The following is a 21,428-nucleotide window of genomic DNA, read 5'->3' on the forward strand; positions in this document are numbered from 1 at the left end:
CTACTTGTGGTGGCCGGCGGCGATCGCCGCCTCCACCTCCGCCCGCACCTGTTCCGCCGGATAGCGCCGCACCTCGCCGAACTGCGCGAGGACGCCGTCGACCATCTCCGGGCCCTCCTCGCGGACCTCCGCCATCAGGACGGTGCTGCCCGGCGGCACCTCGGCCGCCAGCATCTCCAGGGCCGCGTTCGAGGCGGTGGCCGCCTTGGCGTCGTGGACGCCGCCGATCAGCCCGCCGGCCCCGAAGCCGATCATGACCCCGAGCGGCCCGCCGAGGATGCCCAGCAGCCCGCCGAGCAGGCCGCCCATGGCGAAGGCCGGGGCCGCGCCCGTGTTGTCGGCGGCGTCGGGGAAGTCCAGGGCGCCCTCCGCGTCCCGCGCGATCACCGCGCCCTCGCGCAGGGTGATGTCGCCGGCGGCGTGCGCCTGGCGCAGGGCGTCCAGCGCCCGGTGGCCCTTCCGCGGGCTGTCGGCATTGAGGAACAGGACGTTGTCGTTCACAGCTTCCACTCTTGGGCCTGTTCCCCGCCGCCGCACGTCAGTCGCCGCCCTCCGGCGGAGCCGACCGGACCGCGCCCGTCAGGTCCAGCGTCGCCTGCGCTCCCCCGCCCGCCGGGTTGGCGAAGGCCAGCCGCCCGCCCAGCACCCGCGCCTGCCCCGCCGCGATCGTCAGCCCCAGGCCGAGGCCCGCGCCCGAGCCCGTACGGAAGCGCTGCGGGCCGCCCGCCAGCAGCTGTGCCGGAAAGCCCGGGCCGTGGTCGCGGACGCGTACGAGACCGCCGTCGACCTCGGCCACGACGGGCGCGCTGCCGTGCCGGAAGGCGTTGGTGACGAGGTTGGCGAGTATGCGCTCGACCCGCCGGGCGTCGGTCTCGACCAGGCAGTCGCGCACGATCCGCACCTCCGCGCTCCCCTCGCCGTGGCCGGCCGCCGCCCGCACCGCCCGTCGCGTCAGCTCGCCCAGCGCCCGTACGTCCGTCTCGGCCCGCTCGGCGTCCGAGTCCAGGCGGGCCACCTCCAGGACGTCCTCCATCAGGGACCGCACCCGCTGCGCCCGCTCCCGCACCAGCTCGGCGGGGCGGCCCGGGGGCAGCAGCTCGGCGGCGGCGACCAGGCCCGCGACGGGGGTGCGCAGTTCGTGGGAGATGTTCGCGGTGACCTCGCGCTCGGCCTGGAGGCGGGCGGCGAGGGCGTCGGCCATGGTGTTGACGGAGTGGATCAGCCGGGCGATCTCGTCCTTGCCGCCCCGGGGCCGCAGCCGGGCGGTGACGTCGCCGTCGGCGATGCGCTCGGCGGTGCGGGCGGAGGCGGTCAGGCGGCGGCCCGCGACGGTCGCCAGGCCCACGCCGACGACCCCCGCCAGGGCGGTGCCGACCCCGCCGGCCAGCCAGAGGTCCTCGTCGAGGCCCTGGAGGTTGCGGGTCTGGCGGCGGTAGGAGTGCTTGAGGACGAGGATGTCGTCGCCGACGCGCATCGCCGCCCACAGCATCGGCTCGGGCCCGGACCGGTCCAGGTAGGTGGCGCGCTGCCCCTTGTCGGCCGCCCGGCGCAGGGGCTCGGGCATGCGGTACGGGTTGAGGATCACGCGGGGCCGGTCAACGCCGGCCGCGTGGTCCTCGGCGGCCGACACCAACCGCTGGTCGAGGCCCTCGCGGGCGGTCTCCAACTGGTTGACGGCCGTGCGGTGGTGCACGACGAGTCCGACGAGGGCGGCGACCAGCGCGGCGGTGGCGGTGATCGCCACACCGATCTTCGTGCGCAGACCCATCGGCAAAGACTCCTCGGCGGCTGGCGCCCGGCGCTGTGGCCCGGCGGTCGCTCGGCTGTCGGTCGGGTTGGTGCGCGGCTATCGCCCGGGGACGAAGAGCCACAGGTCGCGCAGGTCGCGCTGCTGTTCGGGCGGAAGCTCCTCGGCGACGACCGTGGCCCTGCTGTAGTAGGCGGAACGGTCCTTCCGGACCACCCCGCTCAGCGTGACCCTGGCCTTGTACGGGGTGTCCTTGCAGGCCTGCTTGCACCAGCCGCCGCCCACCGCGCCCGTCGCCTCGGCGGTGGACCCGCCCCAGGAGCGCCAGCGCAGGTCGGTCAGGCGGACGGAGCCGCCGATCTCCAGGGACGCCGGACCGCGCATCGGGGGCCTGCCCGGGCCCTCGACGACGTAGACGGGTCCGGCGGTGGGCGTGGGGGTGTGGGCGGGGCCGGCGACCTTGAGCCCGCCGGGGTCGGCGCACCCGCAGAGCAGCCCGCACAGCAGCCCGGCGGCGAGGGCCGCGGCGCCGAGCGTGGCGTGGAGTGGTCGCACGGGATTCCTCAGGCCGGGGACGGGCGGACGGTAGGGGCGGGACGAGTGGAGCCGGACAGACGGGTGGAGCGGGCGGTACGGGCGTGCTCGGGCGGACGTAGCAGGTCGGGATCGGTCGGTGCGGCCATTCGTGCCAAATGTAACCGGCGTGGCTGGTAAGCCGCCCGTGCCCTTGACCGATTCCCTTCGCGGGCTCATAGGATCTCCGCGCTCAAGTGGTCCAGTCCAGCCCGTCGCCCCAGCGCCACGGCCCCGGAGGTCACTCATGCACGTCGCCCGTCGTACGCTCCTCGGCGCCCTCGCCGGGTCCGCCGCGCTCGGCGCGGTGGGCGTGCCCCCCGCCGGAGCGGCGGGATCCGCCCCGGCGGCCGGCGGCGGAGCCGCCGCGGCCCTGGCCCGGCTGCTGCCCCGTCACCACACCCAGGTCGCCTTCCGCACGATCCCGCGGCGGGGCGGCCACGACGTCTTCCGGGTGTCCGGGGCGAGCGGCCGCATCACCGTCGAGGGCACCACCGCGGCCGTCCAGCTCGCCGGCTTCCACCGCTACCTGCGGCAGGTCGCCCGCGCCCACATCTCCTGGAACGGCGAGCAGACCGCCCTGCCCGGCCGCCTCCCCGCGGTCGGCGCACCGATCGGCGGCACGTCCAACGCCGTCCACCGCTTCGCCCTCAACGACACCAACGACGGCTACACCGGCCCGTACCACGACTGGGACTACTGGGAACGCGAGATCGACGTCCTGGCCCTGCACGGCTTCAACGAAGTGCTGGTCTACGCGGGCGCCGACGCCGTCTACCACCGCACCTTCCTCCAGCACGGCTACACCGACGCCGAGGTCCGCCGGTGGATTCCCGGCCCCGCCCACCAGCCGTGGTGGCTGATGCAGAACATGGCCTCCTTCGGCGGGCCCGTCTCCCGCGAGCTCCTCGAGCGCCGCACCGACCTCGCGAAGAAGATCGTGCGGCGGCTGCGCGAGCTCGGCATGACGCCCGTCCTGCCCGGCTACTACGGCACCGTGCCGCCCGGCTTCGCCGAGCGCAACAAGGGCGCCCGTATCGTCCCGCAGGGCGACTGGGGCGGCTTCCCACGCCCCGACTGGCTCGACCCCCGCACCCCCCACTTCGCCGCCGTCGCCCGCACCTTCTACCGCACGCAGCAGGAGCTGTACGGCGCCACGTCCCTGTACAAGATGGACCTGCTGCACGAGGGCGGCAGCCCCGGCGACGTACCGGTCGGCGACGCCGCCCGGGCCGTGGAGAAGGCGCTGCGCGCGGCGCACCCGGGCGCGATCTGGGCCATTCTCGGCTGGCAGCAGAACCCCCGGCGGGAGATCGTCGACGCCGTCGACCGCTCCAAGATGCTCATCCTCGACGGCCTGTCCGACCGCAAGGCGGCCGTCACCGACCGCGAGGCCGACTGGGGCGGCACGCCCTACACCTTCGGCACCATCTGGAACTTCGGCGGCCACACCGCGCTGGGCGCCAACGCCCCCGACTGGGCCGAGCTCTACCACCGCTGGCGGACGAAGCCCCACAGCGCCCTGCGGGGCATCGCCGCCATGCCCGAGGCCGCCGACAACAACCCCGCCGCCCTGGCCCTCTTCTCCGACCTGGCCTGGACGGACGGGCCCGTGGACCTCAAGGCCTGGTTCGAACGGTGGCCCGTCAGCCGCTACGGCGCACCCGACGCGGGCGCCGCCCGCGCCTGGGACGTCCTGCGCCGCACCGCCTACGGCACCACCCGCGCCGACGGCTGGAGCGAGCAGGCCGACGGCCTCTTCGGCGCCCGCCCGGACCTCGCCGTGAACCGGGGCGCCGCCTGGTCGCCCCGCGGACTGCGCTACGACGCCGCCGAGTTCGACAAGGCCCTGTCCGCGCTGCTGTCCGTCGCCCCGGCGCTGCGCGGCAGCTCCGCCTACCGCTACGACCTCCTCGACGTCACCCGCCAGTGCGTGGCCAACCGCAGCCGGCTGCTGCTGCCCCGCATCAAGAGGGCCTACGACGCCGGGGACCGCACCCGCTTCGGCGAGCTCACGCGGCAGTGGCTGGAGTGGACCGACCTGCTCGAGCAGATCGTCGCCACGGACGAACGCCACCTGCTGGGCCGCTGGATCGCCACCGCCCGCGCCTGGGGCTCCTCGGACACCGAACGCGACCGGCTGCAGGACGACGCCCTGTCCCTGCTGACGGTCTGGGGCCCCCGCGCCTCGGCCGACGCCGGCAAGCTCCACGACTACGCCAACCGCGAGTGGTCCGGCCTGGTCGGCGGCCTCTACCGGCTGCGCTGGAAGACCTACTTCGCCGAACTCGACGCGGCCCTGGAAGAGGGCCGGAAGCCCCGGCCGGTCGACTGGTACACCCTGGAGGACCGCTGGACCCGCCAGCCCCCGGCCGCCCGCACCCGCCCGACGGGCGACATCGTCCGCGTGGCGAGAACGGTGGCGTCACTGCTGTGAAAAAACACCGGCGCCGGACGGGCTGCGATGCATGCGCAGCCCGTCCGGCGCCGGAAGTTCAGCGGCCTGGTCTACCGCTTCTTGGCCGAGGCCGGCTTCGAGACGCTGCCCTCACCGCCGCCGAGCTTCCACTCCTTGTGGAAGATGTCGAGCGGGATGCGCCGCTCGAACAGCGGCGTACCGAAGATCTTCAGCTGCGCCTGCAGCGCACCCGTCAGATCCACGCCGCCGTACGCCGCCCATTTCCCGGAAGCGGACGCCGAGCCGTCGGTCGCGGCCGTGGCCGTGCCCTCGCCCTCGGCCCGCAGGTACGGCGAGAGGTTGGCGCTCACACCGACCGCACCGTACAGACCCACGGACGCCTCCGCGCCCAGCGCGGCCTTGACCTTGCCCGAGGCGGTCGCAGTGGCGCGCACCGGGCTGGCGTTCATCTCGGCCTTGCTGACGGAGCTCCAGCCCTTGCCCCAGGTGTAGGCGCCGCCGACCTTGAAGTCGCCCTTCATGTCCTGCTTGACGTCGACGCTGAGCTTGCCCTCGGCGTCGACCTGCAGGTAGCAGGTGAGGTCGAGGTTGACGACGACCGGCACCGGGCCGACCTGGATGACCGGGTCGGCGTGCAGCTTGGCAAACGGCAGCCGGTACGGCTTGTCCGCCGTGGTGGCCTCCGCCTGGCCCTTCAGCTCCCACGCGGAGGTCAGCTGGCCGGACAGCGCCAGCGCCGCCGTGCCGGGGCCGCGGCCCGAGCCGAAGCCCTTGCCGTCGTAGGAGAAGTCGACCTCGGGCGCCAGCTGGACGAAGCCCCGGGCGGAGGCCTCGGCCTGGACCGGGGAGCCCTTGGGGGTGGGAATGGAGGCCCCGACGTCGAGCCGCAGGTTGCCCAGCGGCACCTTGGCGCCCTGCGGGCCCACCTGGACACCCCCGGGCTTGGCCCAGGAGACCTTCACGCCCTGGACGAGCGGGTCCACCGTGATCGCGGACGGGTCGACGGCCACCTTGCCCTTGGCCTCGGAGTCCCCGAGCAGTGCGTCGAGGGTGGCCGGGGCGGTGTTGACCTCGGTGCCCTGCTCGGACTTGCCGAGCACCTGGGTGACCTTGGCCAGGACGCCATGGGGAGCGCCGGGCGCGGGCGCGCTGGCGATGACGTCGCCGACGGCCACGTTCGTCTGCCGGTCGGCGGGGGCCGACGGCGATCCGGACGGCCGGGGAGCGACCCCCTTCGGCTTCTTGGCGGGCGTGGCAGTGGATATGACGGCCCGTCCGCTGCGCTGGTCGAACGAGGCGACCTTCAGGGACGACTTGGCCGCCTTGGGGCCCGTGCCCTTGGCAGGGGAGGCCACGGCGCTCGGGGCCGCCCCTCCGGCCGGGGCGGCCGCCACGGCGAGCTGGGGCGAGGCCCCGTTGGGGGCGGTGGCGGCGACGGGCGCGGCGTCCTCACCCTTGCCGGCGGCCGACGGGCTCGCGCCCGAGCAGCCGGTGACGGCGAGCAGGGACGCGGCAGTTAGAGCAGGGAGAACGGCATACCTGGTGGCATTGCGCAAAGTTGATCCTCGGGAGCGTGAGGTGGGGGCGCCCCAGGGGGAGTTGACACCCTGGGGACGCATCACACGGCAACGGGAAGAGCGTTGATCGCCCCTCGCGGGATTACCGGAGGTAGGCGATCGGCATGATCGTGTCATGGCCCCACATATGCGCAGAACCGTTTCACCGGCTCGGGAATCATGATCTGGATCACAAAATGATCACTGGTCCGCACCAAGACGGCCGACCGCCCCGCCGGCACGGATGCCGACGGGGCGGGGACGGGCGGCGCGGCGGGGTCACCGCTTGCGGACGTACTTCCTGACCAGCACCCCGTTGTCGAAGGAGCGGACGGACTCCAGCGTGAAGTCGGTGACCGCGAAGTGGGAGCCGAACATCGGCATGCCCGAGCCGTACACCTGCGGATACGTCTTGATCACCAGCTCGTCGACCTCGTCGATCAGCTGGCCCGCGAGCTGCGAGCCACCGCAGAGCCAGATGCCGAGCTCGCTGTCCTCCGCCTTCAGCTCGCGGATCGCGCCGACCAGGTCGTCGGCGATGAGCGTGACGTTCGCGTCGGGCGACTCCTCCAGGCTCCGGGTCGCGACGTACTCGCGCAGATGCCCGTACGGGCTGGCGATGTTGGCGTCCAGGGCGAGCTGGTAGCTGCCCCGCCCCTGGATCACCGTGTCGAACTCCCGGCTGTCCAGGTCCTCCAGGCCGAGCATCTTCCGGCCCTCGGCGGAGATGGTCTCCGGGTACTCCGTCTTCAGGAACTCCAGGAACTCCAGGAACTCCTCGTTCACGAACTGGTACATGGACGACGCGTCACCACTCGGGTCGCCGATGAAGCCGTCGATCGAGCAGGCGACGAAGTAGGTGAGCTTGCGCAAGGTGGTCCTCGTTTCCCTTGGGTGGCATTGGCGGTCACCCCCTGCCGGGGGCGCAACCACTTCACGCATAGTGCTCTGCTTGTAGTGGTTATGCAAGACCATCACCCAAAGTGAGAGACGAGGTTCCGGATGGACGGAGGGGGAAGAAAGGAGGCGCCGACCTCGGCGACCTGAGGGGGCTTCAGCTCGAAGGGACGCCCCGACCCCGGAAAACACGAAGATCCCGCCCGATCTGATGATCGGACGGGATCTCGTCAACCATCCCTGAGCTGACTCAAGAACAGTTGTTGCGGTCGGGTGTTCACGAGTGGGTCTGACCTGCCGCGTTCCGAGCTCCTGTAGATCGTTTCCCAGGTGGCGAGTGATCGTTCCCCAGAGGTGCGGGAAGTGGCCGGGAGGCCGCCCCTCAGGGGGCAGGGCAGGCACAGGCAGGTCGGTTGGAACAGTTGTTGTGTCGGCTTCCGGAGGAGGCCGACACAACAACTGTTGTCACTCAGAGCAGGGAAGGGCTGTAGGCCGTCAGGGGCAGGAGATCGGTTTCCCGATCCACAGGCTGATGATGCGGACTGCGGCGCAGACCACAGGCTTCCAGCGATTGAAGATCTCCTGTGCGGAGGCTGGGCTGTGGGCGTTCACGACCTCGATGCGTGCGATCCGCTGGGCAAGCCTTGGATCGATGTCCAGGTGAGTGCTCTTCCAGCGGCTGCTCTGGCCGAACCAGATCGCTTCGACACTGGTGTTGACAGGCGGAGTGAGTGCGATGGCACGGCCACATGCATCGAAGCCGACCGAGAAGCTGCTGGCAGTAAAGCCTTTGGCTAGGAACAGGGAGCGCGCGTGGGTAGTGGTGTCGACCTGTCCGGTGTCTCGGTTGACGATCACCCAAGTCTCCATGCGGAGTCCGGCAACCGGGTCGTTGGCGAGGTGGCCATCCACAGTGCCGGTCATGGCCGGCAGCGTGGTGGAGCAGTTGGCGGGCCGCGGGTCGGCATGGGAGACGGACGTGGCGAGGCCGAAACCGAGTAGAGCGGCCGCGAGCGTCAGGGTTCTGGCGATGGGCAGGAAGAGGCGGTTCACACGCACTCCTGGAATGACGTGAGCGGATACGGACAGTTTTTGGCCCGGCCGGGGTCATTGCCGCTCCAGTCGTGATCGATCGCGAGCTAAGCGCGGCGGGAGCCATGGTCGTGTGCTGGGGTTGCCTCACGCCACATTCTCCGACGTACTCACTGGATAACTCGGAGAAAGGGCACCGCAGCCCGCCGCCCGACAAGATGGGTGCATATATGGGTAAACCGGGACGCCCCAGGAAAGATCCGGCAGGGAAGAACGCGAAGGTCGACGAGCTCGCTTCCTTGTTGTGCCGGTGGGTGAACGAAGCAGGGCTTACGAATGAGACGCTTCGTGCCAGAATCACTGGATTTGAGTGGCAAAGCAAGGAAGACCCTAACCGCCAGGTCCCCAGCTGCAGCACCATCTCGGATCGGCTCTGCGGGAAAGGGCTGGACAGGGACTGGGACTTTGTCGCGGCCGTGATCGACGCGACCAGCCCGCCAGAAGAGCAGGGAAGCCGGGTAAAGAAAGCCCGTGCACTGTGGGACGCCGGCCGAGGTGATCCTCACATCGGGTTCTGCAGGGCCGACAACTCGGTGCGCGCCCTGCAGAAGACGAGCGCGACACTCATCGACACGGTCGGCGGCCTGCATCAGGCGATCGAGGACCTGGCCCAGAAGCACGAGAAGCTGGCGTCGGACTTCGCGAGCCTAAGTGCGGCCCAGAGGTGCCGGGCAGCCGCAGCACAGGTGTTGGCAAGTACCACCTGCACGACGGCGGTCTTGGTCCCGATGACTGCCGTGCTGGCCGGGACATGCAGTCGGTTGCGGCGTGAGTACGACATGTTGTGCCGCCTGAGTGCACCCCCCGTAAATGTGTCGGAGGCGCGGGGCAAGCTGCAGGAAGCACTGGATCTTCTTGCCATGGCCAAAGACGAGCGGCTGACTGCGGATCGGCAGGGTGAGACCTCCCTGGATCAGATCGAAAACTCTGACAGGGTTGAGAGCGAGGTCCTCGACGATGTGGAACGCATCGGCCACCTGGGCCCAGCAGTGCGGATGATCGCAAAGGCATCAGCCCAGGCAGGGAACGCTGTTCTGCCTACTGAGGTGTGGCGGCTGACGCAGGACAATCAGAGTCTGCTAGCCGATGCCGCTTGCGCCCTTGCGCGCGTACACGAAGTGCACCAAGCCAATGAGGAGCTCGGTCAGGAGTACCGCACTCTATGGGATTCACCGGGCGAGGCGGACGGTCCAGCTGCAGATAATGAGCCGCTCGTGGAGTCCCAGCCGAAACAGAGGTGGGGGATGAAAACTGCGGCGGTAATCACTGCCGTTATCGGTCTAACAATTGTCTCGTACCGGACGGGACGCAATTGTCGACAGTGCGAGAATGATCGGGCAGTCCCTTGCACCCCTTGTCACGCCACAGGTGAAGCCAGGGTTGCGCTGCCATGCTGGGGCTGCGCTGGGCGAGGTTCTCCTGACAGCCGGAGTAGATGCCCGTCATGCAAGGGAACTGGTTCAGTGGCTGTGCAAGCCACCTGCCAAGCATGCGCTGGCGCCGGCGCAGTGAAATGCCCCGCTTGCGCTGCCTCACCCAACTGAGCCATTTCGGCGTTCATCAGCGAGCCGTGACCTGGGGGCACCAAGTTCGGAATCAGACTGGGAGAGGTTCATCAATGGAGTGAATGCACACCGAGCGCGACTGACTACTGAGGTTCCCGCTTCGGAGTGATGGCCCTTCGATGGCGGGAGTACGCGGTGAGGTGAGGAATTCAAATGGGGCCGACCTCCGACCTCCTGACCTCGGAGGGCCTGGACGCCGGGAACGAGTCGAACTGGAGCGAGAGATGAACGCGGGGAACGCTCGGTAGGCAGCCCATATGAGGTTATGAATTCCTATCGCATCAGAAGGCTTCCAGCGGTACACCCCCTGTCGCTGGGCACCTTCCCCCGACTGCCCCGAACGCCGTCGGCGCACGAGCCCCCGCCACTCATGCGAGCTCCCAGAGGACCGAGCTTGACAGGCTTAGAGTGGCGGACGGTTTGTGTATGTCGAGCCGGGTGGCACGTACGCAGATGGGTTCCCTTCACGAATGAAGTAGCCGCTGCGCTCAATCGAAGGCTTCCGATCAATGAAGTCTTCCGCTTGCTTTCGGGTAGGGAACCATTGGATCGGCGTGCTGGGCGCGTTCTCTGAGAAGACTATGTACGGAATAGGACTTTCCTCCTATCAATTACTGCGACTTCAGCCCGTCCACGCAGTGCGGGTAGCTCATTGGCCGGCCGAGCGCCAGGGGGTCTGTGATCCCCCAGGGCCACTTGCAGCCGCTGCAGCTCCGCCAGAAGGTGCATCCGGATCGGGCTCAGGGGGTACGGGGTTCGGGTGGAAGAACCCTTCCCACCAAGCTGGATCGACTGCTGGAAGGCCCTGTCTCAACCGGTCTTCCCGTTGCCTCGCTCTTGCACGTGCCCGTCTGGCAAGGCTTCTCCAAGCGACTTCCACCCCGCAGGCTATCCCCCCAGTGGAGATTGCGAGAATTCGAGGAATCGTGAAATGCGCATCCGCAGGAATGACAACAAAGGTCATCCCCAGCAGAACCATAAATACGCCATTGTCATACGCAACAACCGCGCGCCCGATCCACAGATCGAAACCCTTGGCGTGCGTCCGCTGCTCCGCCCGCAATCGTGGCCAGTCCGCCTCTTCGGGAGGGTTTTCGGGCCACCAGTCCCAGATCTGCTTAGCCGTCGTCAGGTACATGCGTGCCCATAGAGTGGCATGGACCGTCAGCAGGAAGAGGACGGCAGCGAAGAGGAACATAAAGCTGGCCCAGTCGTGCCAGGGAGAAACGGCTGGCTTCAAGGATAGCGTCGCCACGGTAGCGGTAAGGGAGAAGCCTGCAAGGAAGGGGGCTGCGACGCAGCCCATCATGCTCCGGGCTTCGGGGAGACCAAAGCGTACCGGCAACTCCCACCGACGGCTCCGACGCTCACGCCAGGCAAGCATTTCTTGATCGGCCATCTACTCCACCCCCAAATGAAGGCGGATACTTTTAGCTAAAGACCATCCATAAAGATTATCGGCTATCAGATGACAGCTTGCCACTCGGACTGGCCATCCACTGTCCATGAGCTTGGCAGTCCGGGTGCGCGCTTCCACCTTCGGGCACGCCGACAGAGTGTTCTGTTCCCCCTGGGGGCCTTCCCGCTGACTGGAGACACGGCGAGCGCCAGGTCCGATAGGGGGCAGGCTAGCGCGCGTTCACGAGGCGATCTGATCTGCGGCGCATCGGGCGTCTGAGGACGCTTCCCGTCTAGAGAGAGCCAGTGGCTGAACAAGGCGTCGTTCCAGAAACCGAAGGGCTCGTTGACCGCATGCACGCCCAGCGCGACCCGGTAGCCGATCAGCATTGCTTCGAGGTGGTGCAGGGAGCCACCTGGGCAGCCGCACAGCCTCAGACGTACTTGCTCCAGGAAGTCGCACACATCGATGCACTGCTCCCAGTGCTGGGGATTGCTCTGGGGCCCGTGTATGTGTGACATCCAGCCGGGCTACAGGGTGAGCGGTATCTGTCGGCTTGTGGTGAACATCGAGCTCAAGGCAGAAGTGAGTTGTCGTTTGGGAGCACCAGTGATCACCTTCTGTGATCTTCTGCCTGGCTCCCCTAGAGTGCGGGCGGGGTTCTGGCGGTTTTGAGGCTGGATCCCGTCTACATGATGCGGATACAGGGCCAAGGGCGGGCGATGACGTCGCTGTTCGATCGGCTGGACAATGAAGAGGCCATCGTCCGAGGGGAGTTGGCGGTTCTGCGTGAGAAGGTCGCGCAGGGCGAGGAGCGTCTGGCACATCTGGCGATCACCCGCGCCACTCTCGTCTCGCTGGGAGCCACGGGTACTGAGAGCAGTGCTGGTCAGCCGTTCTCCGGCGCGTCAGGCGGCCCCGCCGGCGCCGAGGTCGGGCCGGGCGCCGATGGGCCGGTGGACGATGAAACGCCCGGCCCTGCGGAGGAGCCTTCGGAGCCGGTGCTGGAGGAACTGCCACTGGAGGTGGCTCGTGAGCGGATTCTGGCTCTGCTCGCGCAGACGGGCCGGGCGGTGAAGCTGCAGGATCTGGTGCCCGCGATCGGTGAGAGCCGCTTGGAGACGACGCGCTCGCGGCTGAAGACCATGGTGAAGAAGGGCCTGATCGTCGAAGGCCCTGTGGCCTGGTTCGCGCTCAAGCCGACCGCTGCGGCAAACGAGGCTGCGGAGGAGGCCGGGGTGACCTGATGAGGTGTCCGCCGGGTGCGGCCTCGGCCCGCTGCGGCGGATGAAGGCTGGCACCGCCGAGATGTGAGCTCGGCGGTGCCGGTTGCTTGAGTCCCTACCAAGGTGGCTCTCGCGTGTCCTGACACTAGTGGAGATCATCCCGGTGTTGGGGGCGGAGCCGCGAAATCGTCATGCCCGGTCGCAGTCGTGCGATTCCGGGTGCGAATTGAGGCTCATTGTTTGCTTCGTCGAACACGAACGGGCCCGTCCGGCCACAGCCGGACGCCGGTGAAGTGGGTCAGCCGGGCGATGGTCGCGACGTCCGGCCAGGACCTCCCGGCCAGCAGGTCGGCGATGGCCTGCCGGTTGACCCCGGAGCCCGCCGCCGTCGCGCGCAGGCTCAGCCCCCGCTCCTGCATCGCTCGCACAAGGCGGCGGGCGATCTGTCGGACGGCCTCGGCCCCGGCATCCGGGCTGGGCGCCTCGGGCCAGGCTTCCGGATCGCCGGTCATCTCCCGCGGGGGGCGTGCGCGGGCGTGTCCGCCGACCATGCGCGCACCGTCCTCTCTGTCGAAGTGGATCAATCTCCGGACGGCTGCTTGTCCAGCCGCTATTCGTGGACCGTGATCCTTGATCCCGACACGTCCTCGAAGATCGCCCGTTACCGGCCGCGTGAGGCACCGCCTCTCTGGGAGGAGGTCGCGCCGCTGGTGAGATCGGTGGTGGCCGCCACCGTGAGCGCAGTTCCTTACGACGTGGAACGGCTGCTGCACGTCATGGCCTCTCTGGCTATCTGGGCCACAGAGGCCGGGTACTCCAGGGAACCGGACGCCTGGCTGCGGAACGAGGTCATCGACACCTACGTGCTCTCGCGCGCTGCAGCCCTTGAGCCGTCGTCGGTGAGGACCTACCGGACCTGGCTCCTGAGGGTCCGTGACGCGCTGGCATGGAGTGAACGCGGGGAGGCCGCCCCCGCCCGCCTGCACGCCGACCCCAGCCCTCACTCTCCCTACAGCCAGGCCGAATTGGCAGGATTGAAGCACTGGGCGGTGCATCTTCGTGGACAGCAGCGCTCGGATGCTCTGGTCCTGCTGGGACTCGGGGCAGGCTGTGGTCTGCAACCGAAAGAAGTCGCCTCCAGCCTCGGCTGCCATTTGCGCCGCCGCGGCGACAAGGACGGTCCCTTGGTGCACACCGGGGTCCTGCGCGAGCATCCGCTGGCCGTTCACGCCGGCTGGGAGGCGGTCGTGGAGGAACTGGCCTGTCAGGCCGGCAGCGGGTACCTGTTCCGGCCCCGCCGCACGACCGAGTACGCCAAGAACCTCATCGGCTCCTGGTCGCTCATACACCGTCCCCCGGACGGCCTGCCGAAGGTCTCTGTCGGGCGCCTGCGGGCGACGTGGATCGTGCGGCTGATGGCCACCGGGCTGGGCCATGACCTGATCGCCAAGGCCGCAGGGCTGGCCTCGGCGGCGTCTTTGGCCCGCTACCAGCATCATGTGCCGCCCCTTGATGACGACACTGCGGCCCGGCTTCTGCGAGGCCCCAGGCCGTGACCATCCCCCGCTCCTGGCGGGACAGCAAGAAGATCAGGCAATGCCGGCCCCGTCCGGTCACCGACGCACCTTTCGAGATACCCGATTCCAAGGTCGGCCAGCTCGATGCGCTCCTGCACGACAGTGAAGTGTTCGGCCTCATCGATGCCGAGCTGGCCGGCCGCCCAGGGCCGGACGGGCTGCCGGTGCGGACGGTGCTGGTCGGTCTGATGCTGTCGCTGCACTACCACTCCAGCGCCACCCTGGCCGACGCCTGCCGGGTCCTGCTCGACGAGCTCCGCCCCACCGCGCGGAGCTGGCTCGGCGTCGAGGGAGAACGGCACAACCCGCACTTCCGGATCGCGTTCTCCCGCCGCCTCTACCGCGCCTTCGACCGGCTGACCAGCGCCCTCGACCCGCACCGGTGCGACAGACGCCGCCGTCTGCCCACCGAGGAAGCCGCCGAGCACGCTGCGGCCTGGGAGGACGAGGACGCAGAACATCTCCGGCGCCGAAGGCTGCTGCAGGAGATCAGCGACCGCCTGGTCCTGGTCACCGTCCGCCTCGCCCACAAGCGCGGACTGTTCAAGGGCTGGAAAGGTGACATCGGCGTCGACACCACACCAGTTCCCGCCTGGCACCACGAGCCGAAGCCCCACAAGGGCCTGGCCTCCGTTGAGATCACGGCCGGATGGCACTACTGCGGGGGCGCCACCGAGGGCATCTTCGGACACAGCGCGACCCTGCTCGTTGCCGGCGGCCGCCGCCATCCAGCAGGCCACCCACGCGAGGGCGAGCGGGTCAGCAGGCACCCTCAACTTGCGCTTGGTTTCGTCCTCGACACCCCCGGCAAGCGCATCGGCCCCAACGCCATCCACGCCCTGAAGACCCTGGTGCCGCTCGGGCTGCCGACCGGGGTGCTGGCTGCCGACCGCGCCTACACCGACCAGACCACCGACCACTTCGCCCGGCCCGCCCGCCACATGGGCTACCAGCTCGTCCTCGACTACAAACAGGTCCACCGCGGCGTCCAGGGCACCCATCTCGGCGCGCTCCTCGTCGACGGCGTCCTCACCTGCCCCGCCATGCCCACCGCCTTCGCGCACGCGACAACCGGCCTGGACGACAAAGCGGTACGCGAGATGGACGACCAGCTCGCCCGGCTCATCGCCAGCCGCAGACCGTTCTTCCTCAAACTCAAGCAATCCGCCGACGCACACGGCACCGTCCGGCTGCAATGCCCTGCTGCCGGCCCCTCGCCCTCGGTCACCTGCGCGCGTTTCAACCAGACCCGCCGCACTCCCGCCGCGCGCCCGACGGCCGTGGACCTCACCAATCTGCGAGCCACCACCGCCCACACCGCGGCCAAAGCCATCGTCCCCATCGACCCGGCCGAACGTCTGCGGCCCCTGCCGCAGAGCGAGCTCCCGAGGATCTGCCAGAAGCCGACCATCACCGTCCGCCCCGGCGACCTGGGCCAGCGAGACAAATTCCGGCAGGACTTCCCCTACCTCGGCCCTGCCTGGCACGACACCTACAAGCCCATCCGGGCCAACAACGAGGGCCTCAACGGGCGAGCCAAGAGCCACCGCATCGACATCGCGGACCCCAAGAAGCGCCTCGCACACGGACGCGTCGCCCAGACGATCCTCGTCGCGCTGATGATCTGCACCCTCAACCTGCAGATCCTCCACGACTGGCATTTGGCCACAGGAACCCAGCCCCACCCCGAAGAGGGAAGTCACAGCCCCTACCGCGACCGGCCTGCGCCGGCCTCGCCGGACAACAGAGGCATTCCCCCACCCTGACGAAGGCCGCAACACCGGGTTCCTGAAGAGCAACCAGCACACCCACCGCCGACTGTTTGCCCAGCGGCGCCCTCGGCATGGCCTCCGCACCCGGAACCACCCCCGAACCCGCCATACAGCCAGCCGAGCAGCCACCCCCAGGGCCGCCGAGTTCGGAAACCACCTCGAACAGACCCCAGAAACACGAAGATCCCGTCCGATCAGAATGATCGGACGGGATCTCGTCAACTCTTCCTGAGCTAACTCAAGAACAGTCGTGCGGTGGACCTGAGGGGATTCGAACCCCTGACCCCCTCGATGCGAACGAGGTGCGCTACCGGACTGCGCCACAGGCCCTTGCAACGAGTGAAACTCTAGCATCCCCATCGGAGTGCTCGGAAATCCGCTCCCCCCGCCCAGCCGCTGGTCGGCGCGGTGCGGGCGGGGCGCCCCGGCCGGGGCGGGTCACTCGTTGGCGGCGCGGGGGCGGTCGTCGTCGGCGTACTGGTCGAACAGCGGGGTGCGGCCCCGCTCGCGGGGGCGGCGGCGGTAGCGGCCCGCGCGGCGTTCCTCGGGGGCGCCCCGGCCGTGGTCGGCGGTGGGCTCGGCGGTGCTCGAGCGGGCGGAGCTCCAGGCGTCCGGGCCGCCCAGGTCGACGCCGGCACCGGCGCGGGGGGCGACCGGCGCCGAGACGTACGTCGGCAGCGGTACGGGCACGGGCTCCCAGCCCTCCCCCGCACCGCGGTCGCGCTGCTGGTCGACCCACTCGGCGTGGTCCGTCTGCTCGACCAGGGCGCGGCGGCCCGCGCTGTGCGGGGAGGCGTCGGCGGGGCCGGGGCCCTGGCGGTGGATCACGGTGTCAGCGGCGGCGTCCGTCTCCGGGGCCGCCGCGTGAGGGCGGGGCCGGCCCTCGCGCAGCCGCTGCGCCGCCAGCTCGGCGCGGCGCTGGTCCATGGTGAAGGCGAACCGGCGCCGCTCCTGGATCCGCAGATAGCAGATGTAGGCGCTCAGGAGCGCCGCCGGGACGGCGGGCGCCCACAGGAACGCCAGGCCGCCGACGCCCGCGACGATCGCGCCGACGGTGAAGCCGAGGAAGAGCAGCACGGTGGTCCGGCGCCTGCGGGCGAGGACCTTGGAGCGGCGGGCGCGCTCGGCGGCCGTCTGCGCGGAGACCTGCCCGGAGGCGGAGGCGGGGCCGGCTGCCGCCGGACCCTGCGCCGCCCCGGAGGCGGGCGCGCCGAAGGACCGGGCGTCGACCGTTTCGGTCGCGACGTCCGGCTCGGGCGCGCGGGGCTCCGGCTCCGGCTCCGCGGGTTCCGCGGAGGCCGGCGCCTCGGCGGGGGCGCGCCCCTCGAGTTCCTTGGCGTAACGGCGCTCCATGCCCGCCCGTCCGGACAGCAACCGGATGGCCGTGCTGAAGCGTTCCGTCGGACGGGCTTCATTGAGCTCGTCCTGCCTACGGAGCCACATCGGCACCAAGTAGGCGGCCCAGGCCCCGACGATGACTGCGTAGATCAGGCCGCTGCTGCTCACCCGTCCAACGGTAGAGGGGTACGCGCGGCGGATTCCGCCAATTGGCGCGGTGTGTCGCACGATCCGGCTGATATCTCGAACTTTTTTTGTGATTACTGAGACCGGAAGTCAACGAATACCGTCAATTGACAGTCAAATTCGAACGTTTATTTTATTTCTGCGGGGCCGCCCGCACCGGCCCCCGTTCCATCGACCGGACGGGACCGCCGCCAGCGGGTCAGCAGCCCCTCGGGAACCTCCTCGGCGGTCAGCGCGTAGACCAGGTGGTCCCGCCACGCGCCGTCGATGTGCAGATAGCGCGGGCGCAGCCCCTCCTCGCGGAAACCGAGCTTTTCCACCACCCGGCGGCTGGGCAGGTTCTCGGGCCGGATGCAGACCTCGATGCGGTGCAGCCCCACGGTGCGGAAGCAGTGGTCCACCACCAGCGCGACGGCCGTCGGCATCACGCCCCGGCCCGCGACCGCCTCGTCCACCCAATAGCCGACGTGGGCCGAGCACATGGAGCCCCAGGTGATCCCGGCGACGGTCAGCTGGCCCACCAGCTGGCCCCGGTACTCGATCACGAACGGCAGCATCCGCCCGGCGTGCGCCTCGGCCCGCAGGTGGCGGACCATCTGCCGGTAGGTGGGGCGCTGGGCGGGCGGGACGCCGGGCGGGGGCGGGGGGACGGTCGCCTCCCAGGGGCGCAGCCAGTCGCGGTTGCGCCGGTTGACCTCGCGCCAGGCGCGCTGGTCGCGCAGCCTTATGGGGCGCAGGGCGATGTCGCCGTCCGCCAGCTCGACGGGCCAGATGTTCATGCGGGGCTTCGCGGGTGGTCGCCGCCGTGCAGCTGGTCCACGGCGTGGACGAGCAGCCGCTCCAGGACGGCCAGGCCGTCGCGTACCCCACCCGTGGAGCCGGGGAGGTTGACGATCAGCGTCCGGCCGGCCACTCCGGCCAGCCCTCGGGAGAGCGCCGCTGTGGGCACCTTGGCCATGCCCTCGGCGCGGATGGCCTCGGGGATGCCGGGGATGTCGTGGTCGAGGACGCGGCGGGTGGCGTCGGGGGTGCGGTCGGTGGGCGAGATGCCGGTGCCGCCGGTGGTGACGATGACGTCGTAGCCGGCCGCGACCGCCTCCCGCAGGGCGGCCTCCACGGGGTCGCCGTCGGGGACGACGCGCGGGCCGTCCACGGCGAAGCCCATGCGGCCCAGGCCCTCGGCGAGGAGGGGGCCGCCCTTGTCCTCGTAGACCCCGGCGGCGGCCCGGTTGGAGGCCGTCACCACGAGGGCGCGGTAGGCGGTGTCCGGGCGGGGGCTCACGCGGCGCCGCCGGCGGCCGCGGGGCGTACGTAGTCGCCGGACTTGCCGCCGGTCTTCTCCTCCACCCGGATGTCGGTGATGACGGCGCTCTTGTCGACGGCCTTGACCATGTCGACCACCGTCAGAGCGGCGACGGCGACGGCCGTCATGGCCTCCATCTCCACGCCCGTACGGTCCGTGGTGCGCACGGTGGCCAGGATCTCGACGGCGTCGTCGGCGACGGCGAGGTCGACCGTGACCCCGGACAGGGCGAGGGGGTGGCAGAGCGGGATCAGCTCGGGGGTGCGCTTGGCGCCCATGATCCCGGCGATGCGGGCGGTGGCGAGAGCGTCGCCCTTGGGGACGCCCTCGCCACGCAGGAGCTCCACGACGCGCGGCGCGACGAGCACCCGGCCGCTGGCCCGGGCGGTGCGGGCGGTGATCTCCTTGGCCGAGACGTCGACCATGCGGGCCGCGCCCGCGTCGTCGAGGTGGGTGAGATGCTCCTGCGCGCTGCTCATCGTTCTCCCGGTCCGGGCCCCTGTGGTGCTTGTGGGCAGCCACCGTACCCGGCGGGGCGGCCGGTCAGTCGAGAAGCACCACGTCCAGTTCGGTGCCCGGTGGGACGGAGGTGACGTCCTCGGGGACGACGATCAGGGCGTTGGCGTCGGCGAGTGCCTTGACCAGGTGTGATCCCGCGCCGCCGACCGTGGCGACGGCCCCGTCCGCGTAGTGGCCGCGCAGGTACTGGCGCCGGCCCTCGGGCGAGGATTCGACGCCCTCCGTGCACACCGCCCGCACGGTCCGGCGGTCGGCGAAGGGCTCGAGCCCCATCAGGGCGCGCAGGGCGGGCCGTACGAAGAGCTCGAAGGAGACGTAAGAGCTGACGGGGTTGCCCGGCAGGGCGAAGAGGGGTGTGCGGTCGGGGCCGATGCGGCCGAAGCCCTGGGGCTTGCCGGGCTGCATGGCCAGCCGGCGGAAAGCCACGCTGCCCTCCTCGCCGGTCAGCCCGGAGAGGGCCTCCTTGACCACGTCGTACGCCCCGACGCTGACGCCGCCGCTGGTGACGACCGCGTCGGCGCGGATGAGCTGGTCCTCGAGGGTGGCGCGCAGCGTGTGGGGGTCGTCCTCGACGGCGCCGACGCGGTAGGCGATGGCTCCGGCGTCGTGGGCGCAGGCGGTGAGCATGAAGCTGTTGGAGTCGTGGATCTGCCCGGAGGCGAGCTGCTCGCCGGGCGGGACGAGCTCGCTGCCGGTCGACAGGATCACCACGCGGGCTCGCGGGCGGACCTTCACGGTGGCGCGGCCGATGGCGGCCAGCAGGCCGATCCGGGCCGGGCTGAGGACCGTGCCGGCCTTCAGGGCGATCTCGCCGGCGCCGACGTCGCTGCCGCGGGCGCGGATGTGGGCGCGGGGGGCGGCGGGGCGGTGGACGCGGACCTCGCCGCCGGCGCCGTTCGCGCCGGGCCCGGCGGCCATGGCGGTGACGGGGCCGCCGCCCGTGCCGCCGTCGGTCCACTCGACGGGGACGACGGCCTCGGCGCCGGGCGGCACCGGGGCGCCGGTCATGATGCGGACGGCCTCGCCCGGGCCGACGGCGGTCCGCTCGCCGCTGCCCGCCGCGATGTCGCCGACCACGGTGAGCACCGCCGGGAACTGCTCGCTGGCGCCCTCGACGTCGGCGGCCCGGACGGCGTAGCCGTCCATGGAGCTGTTGTCGAAGGGGGGCAGGGCGGCGGGGACGGTGATGTCCTCCACCAGCACACAGCCCTGGGCGTCCAGGAGTTGCAGCTCGATCGGCTCCAGCGGGCGGATCTTCCCGAGGATGTCGTCGAGGTGCTCGTCCACCGACCAGAGGCGGTCCCCCCTGGCGGCCTTGTCGGCGGTCCTGCTCAAAGCGCTACATCTCCTCGGTGACGTAACTTCGAAGCCAGGCCCGGAAGTCGGGGCCCAGGTCTTCACGTTCGCATGCCAGTCTGACAATGGCACGCAGATAGTCACCGCGGTCACCGGTGTCATAGCGGCGGCCCTTGAAGACCACGCCGTGCACGGGCCCGCCGAGGCCCGGCTCGGCGGCCAGCGCCTGGAGGGCGTCGGTGAGCTGGATCTCGCCGCCGCGGCCGGGCTCGGTCTCGCGCAGCACGTCGAAGATCGCCGGGTCGAGGACGTACCGGCCGATCACGGCGTAGTTGCTGGGCGCCTCGTCGGGGTCGGGCTTCTCGACCAGGCCGGTGACCTCGACGACGCCGTCGGTGTCGGTGGGCTTGACCGCCGCGCAGCCGTAGAGGCCGATCTGGGCGTGCTCGACCTCCATGAGCGCGATCACGCTGCCGCCGTGCTTGCGCTGGATCTCGACCATGTGGGAGAGCAGCGGGTCACGGGCGTCGATGAGGTCGTCGCCGAGCAGCACCGCGAAGGGTTCGTCGCCGACGTGCGGGGCCGCGCACAGCACCGCGTGGCCCAGGCCCCGGGGGTCGCCCTGGCGGACGTAGTGCATGGTGGCCAGGTCGCTGGACTCCTGGACCTTGGCGAGCCGGGAGTCGTCGCCCTTGCGGCGCAGGGCCTCCTCGAGCTCGTAATTGCGGTCGAAGTGATCCTCCAGCGGACGCTTGTTCCGTCCGGTGATCATGAGGACGTCCGACAGCCCCGCGTGGGCGGCCTCCTCGACCACGTACTGGATCGCCGGCTTGTCGACGACCGGCAGCATCTCCTTGGGCGTGGCCTTGGTGGCGGGGAGAAAACGCGTTCCGAGCCCGGCGGCTGGGATGACAGCCTTGCTGATCCGAGGGCGGGATTGAGTCATGGGCCGAACACTATCCG

17 protein-coding genes and 1 tRNA gene are annotated in these 21,428 nt (G+C 70.3%); 4 read left to right on the forward strand and 14 right to left on the reverse strand.

Going from position 1 to position 21,428, the window contains the following annotated elements; genetic code table 11:
• The 3 genes from ACIGXW_RS26025 to ACIGXW_RS26035 all read right to left on the reverse strand — a co-directional run bounded on the left by ACIGXW_RS26025 (nt 1) and on the right by ACIGXW_RS26035 (nt 2,302).
• Complete coding sequence (locus ACIGXW_RS26025) at nt 1-501, reverse strand: DUF1269 domain-containing protein (RefSeq protein WP_399575225.1); 501 nt, start codon at nt 499-501, stop codon at nt 1-3.
• A gap of 37 nt (nt 502-538) precedes the next feature.
• Nucleotides 539-1,768, reverse strand: coding sequence for an ATP-binding protein (locus tag ACIGXW_RS26030; RefSeq protein ID WP_399575226.1), 1,230 nt, complete (start codon nt 1,766-1,768; stop codon nt 539-541).
• Between the two features lie 78 nt (nt 1,769-1,846).
• Nucleotides 1,847-2,302: a hypothetical protein gene (locus ACIGXW_RS26035; protein ID WP_399575227.1), complete on the reverse strand. Its 456-nt coding sequence runs from the start codon at nt 2,300-2,302 to the stop codon at nt 1,847-1,849.
• 265 nt (nt 2,303-2,567) lie between these two features.
• On the opposite strand from ACIGXW_RS26035, the gene ACIGXW_RS26040 reads away from it, so the two are divergent.
• A complete protein-coding gene (locus tag ACIGXW_RS26040; protein WP_399575228.1) occupies nt 2,568-4,757 on the forward strand; it encodes an alpha-N-acetylglucosaminidase in 2,190 nt (729 codons plus the stop codon).
• Between the two features lie 71 nt (nt 4,758-4,828).
• Here ACIGXW_RS26040 and ACIGXW_RS26045 read toward each other — a convergent pair whose 3' ends face one another.
• The 3 genes from ACIGXW_RS26045 to ACIGXW_RS26055 form a co-directional block, all read right to left on the reverse strand.
• The gene (locus tag ACIGXW_RS26045; protein WP_399575229.1) at nt 4,829-6,295 is read right to left on the reverse strand and encodes a hypothetical protein; all 1,467 of its coding nucleotides are present in this window, start codon (nt 6,293-6,295) and stop codon (nt 4,829-4,831) included.
• Nucleotides 6,296-6,574: 279 nt separating this feature from the next.
• Nucleotides 6,575-7,168 carry a dihydrofolate reductase family protein gene (locus ACIGXW_RS26050; RefSeq protein WP_399575230.1) on the reverse strand — a complete coding sequence of 198 codons (594 nt, stop codon included), beginning with the start codon at nt 7,166-7,168 and terminating at the stop codon, nt 6,575-6,577.
• Between the two features lie 519 nt (nt 7,169-7,687).
• A complete protein-coding gene (locus tag ACIGXW_RS26055; protein ID WP_399575231.1) occupies nt 7,688-8,245 on the reverse strand; it encodes a hypothetical protein in 558 nt (185 codons plus the stop codon).
• Between the two features lie 3,725 nt (nt 8,246-11,970).
• Here ACIGXW_RS26055 and ACIGXW_RS26060 point away from each other — a divergent pair.
• Entirely contained in the window at nt 11,971-12,495 is a 525-nt protein-coding gene (locus ACIGXW_RS26060; RefSeq protein WP_399575232.1) for a hypothetical protein, read from the forward strand.
• Nucleotides 12,496-12,707: 212 nt separating this feature from the next.
• Here the strand turns inward: ACIGXW_RS26060 and ACIGXW_RS26065 are convergent, their stop codons facing one another.
• Nucleotides 12,708-13,025, reverse strand: coding sequence for a helix-turn-helix domain-containing protein (locus tag ACIGXW_RS26065; RefSeq protein WP_399575233.1), 318 nt, complete (start codon nt 13,023-13,025; stop codon nt 12,708-12,710).
• Between ACIGXW_RS26065 and ACIGXW_RS26070 the strand changes: the two genes are divergently transcribed.
• Both ACIGXW_RS26070 and ACIGXW_RS26075 read left to right on the forward strand, forming a co-directional pair.
• Complete coding sequence (locus ACIGXW_RS26070) at nt 13,011-14,030, forward strand: hypothetical protein (RefSeq protein ID WP_399575234.1); 1,020 nt, start codon at nt 13,011-13,013, stop codon at nt 14,028-14,030. The two genes, ACIGXW_RS26065 and ACIGXW_RS26070, sit on opposite strands and share 15 nt — an antisense overlap.
• The gene (locus tag ACIGXW_RS26075; RefSeq protein WP_399575235.1) at nt 14,027-15,817 is read left to right on the forward strand and encodes a hypothetical protein; all 1,791 of its coding nucleotides are present in this window, start codon (nt 14,027-14,029) and stop codon (nt 15,815-15,817) included. Before ACIGXW_RS26070 ends, ACIGXW_RS26075 begins: the two co-directional genes overlap by 4 nt.
• 262 nt (nt 15,818-16,079) lie before the next feature.
• Here the strand turns inward: ACIGXW_RS26075 and ACIGXW_RS26080 are convergent.
• The 7 genes from ACIGXW_RS26080 to galU form a co-directional block, all read right to left on the reverse strand.
• A tRNA-Ala gene (locus tag ACIGXW_RS26080) sits at nt 16,080-16,153 on the reverse strand.
• 108 nt (nt 16,154-16,261) lie between these two features.
• A complete protein-coding gene (gene glpR / locus ACIGXW_RS26085; RefSeq protein ID WP_399575236.1) occupies nt 16,262-17,329 on the reverse strand; it encodes a gephyrin-like molybdotransferase receptor GlpR in 1,068 nt (355 codons plus the stop codon).
• A 146-nt stretch (nt 17,330-17,475) separates the two neighbouring features.
• The gene (locus tag ACIGXW_RS26090; protein WP_071965256.1) at nt 17,476-18,126 is read right to left on the reverse strand and encodes a GNAT family N-acetyltransferase; all 651 of its coding nucleotides are present in this window, start codon (nt 18,124-18,126) and stop codon (nt 17,476-17,478) included.
• Nucleotides 18,123-18,629, reverse strand: a complete 507-nt coding sequence (locus ACIGXW_RS26095) for a molybdenum cofactor biosynthesis protein B (RefSeq protein WP_399575237.1) — start codon at nt 18,627-18,629, stop codon at nt 18,123-18,125. The genes ACIGXW_RS26090 and ACIGXW_RS26095 overlap by 4 nt, the downstream gene beginning before the upstream one ends.
• Complete coding sequence (gene moaC, locus ACIGXW_RS26100) at nt 18,626-19,129, reverse strand: cyclic pyranopterin monophosphate synthase MoaC (RefSeq protein ID WP_399575238.1); 504 nt, start codon at nt 19,127-19,129, stop codon at nt 18,626-18,628. The genes ACIGXW_RS26095 and moaC overlap by 4 nt, the downstream gene beginning before the upstream one ends.
• Before the next feature lie 64 nt (nt 19,130-19,193).
• Nucleotides 19,194-20,504: a gephyrin-like molybdotransferase Glp gene (gene glp / locus ACIGXW_RS26105; RefSeq protein ID WP_399575239.1), complete on the reverse strand. Its 1,311-nt coding sequence runs from the start codon at nt 20,502-20,504 to the stop codon at nt 19,194-19,196.
• Between the two features lie 4 nt (nt 20,505-20,508).
• On the reverse strand, nt 20,509-21,411 hold the full coding sequence (gene galU / locus ACIGXW_RS26110) for a UTP--glucose-1-phosphate uridylyltransferase GalU (protein ID WP_360908985.1): 903 nt from the start codon (nt 21,409-21,411) through the stop codon (nt 20,509-20,511).
• Between the last annotated feature and the right edge of the window lie 17 nt (nt 21,412-21,428).

This window comes from Streptomyces sp. NPDC053079, assembly GCF_044546695.1.
GTDB lineage: Bacteria > Actinomycetota > Actinomycetes > Streptomycetales > Streptomycetaceae > Streptomyces.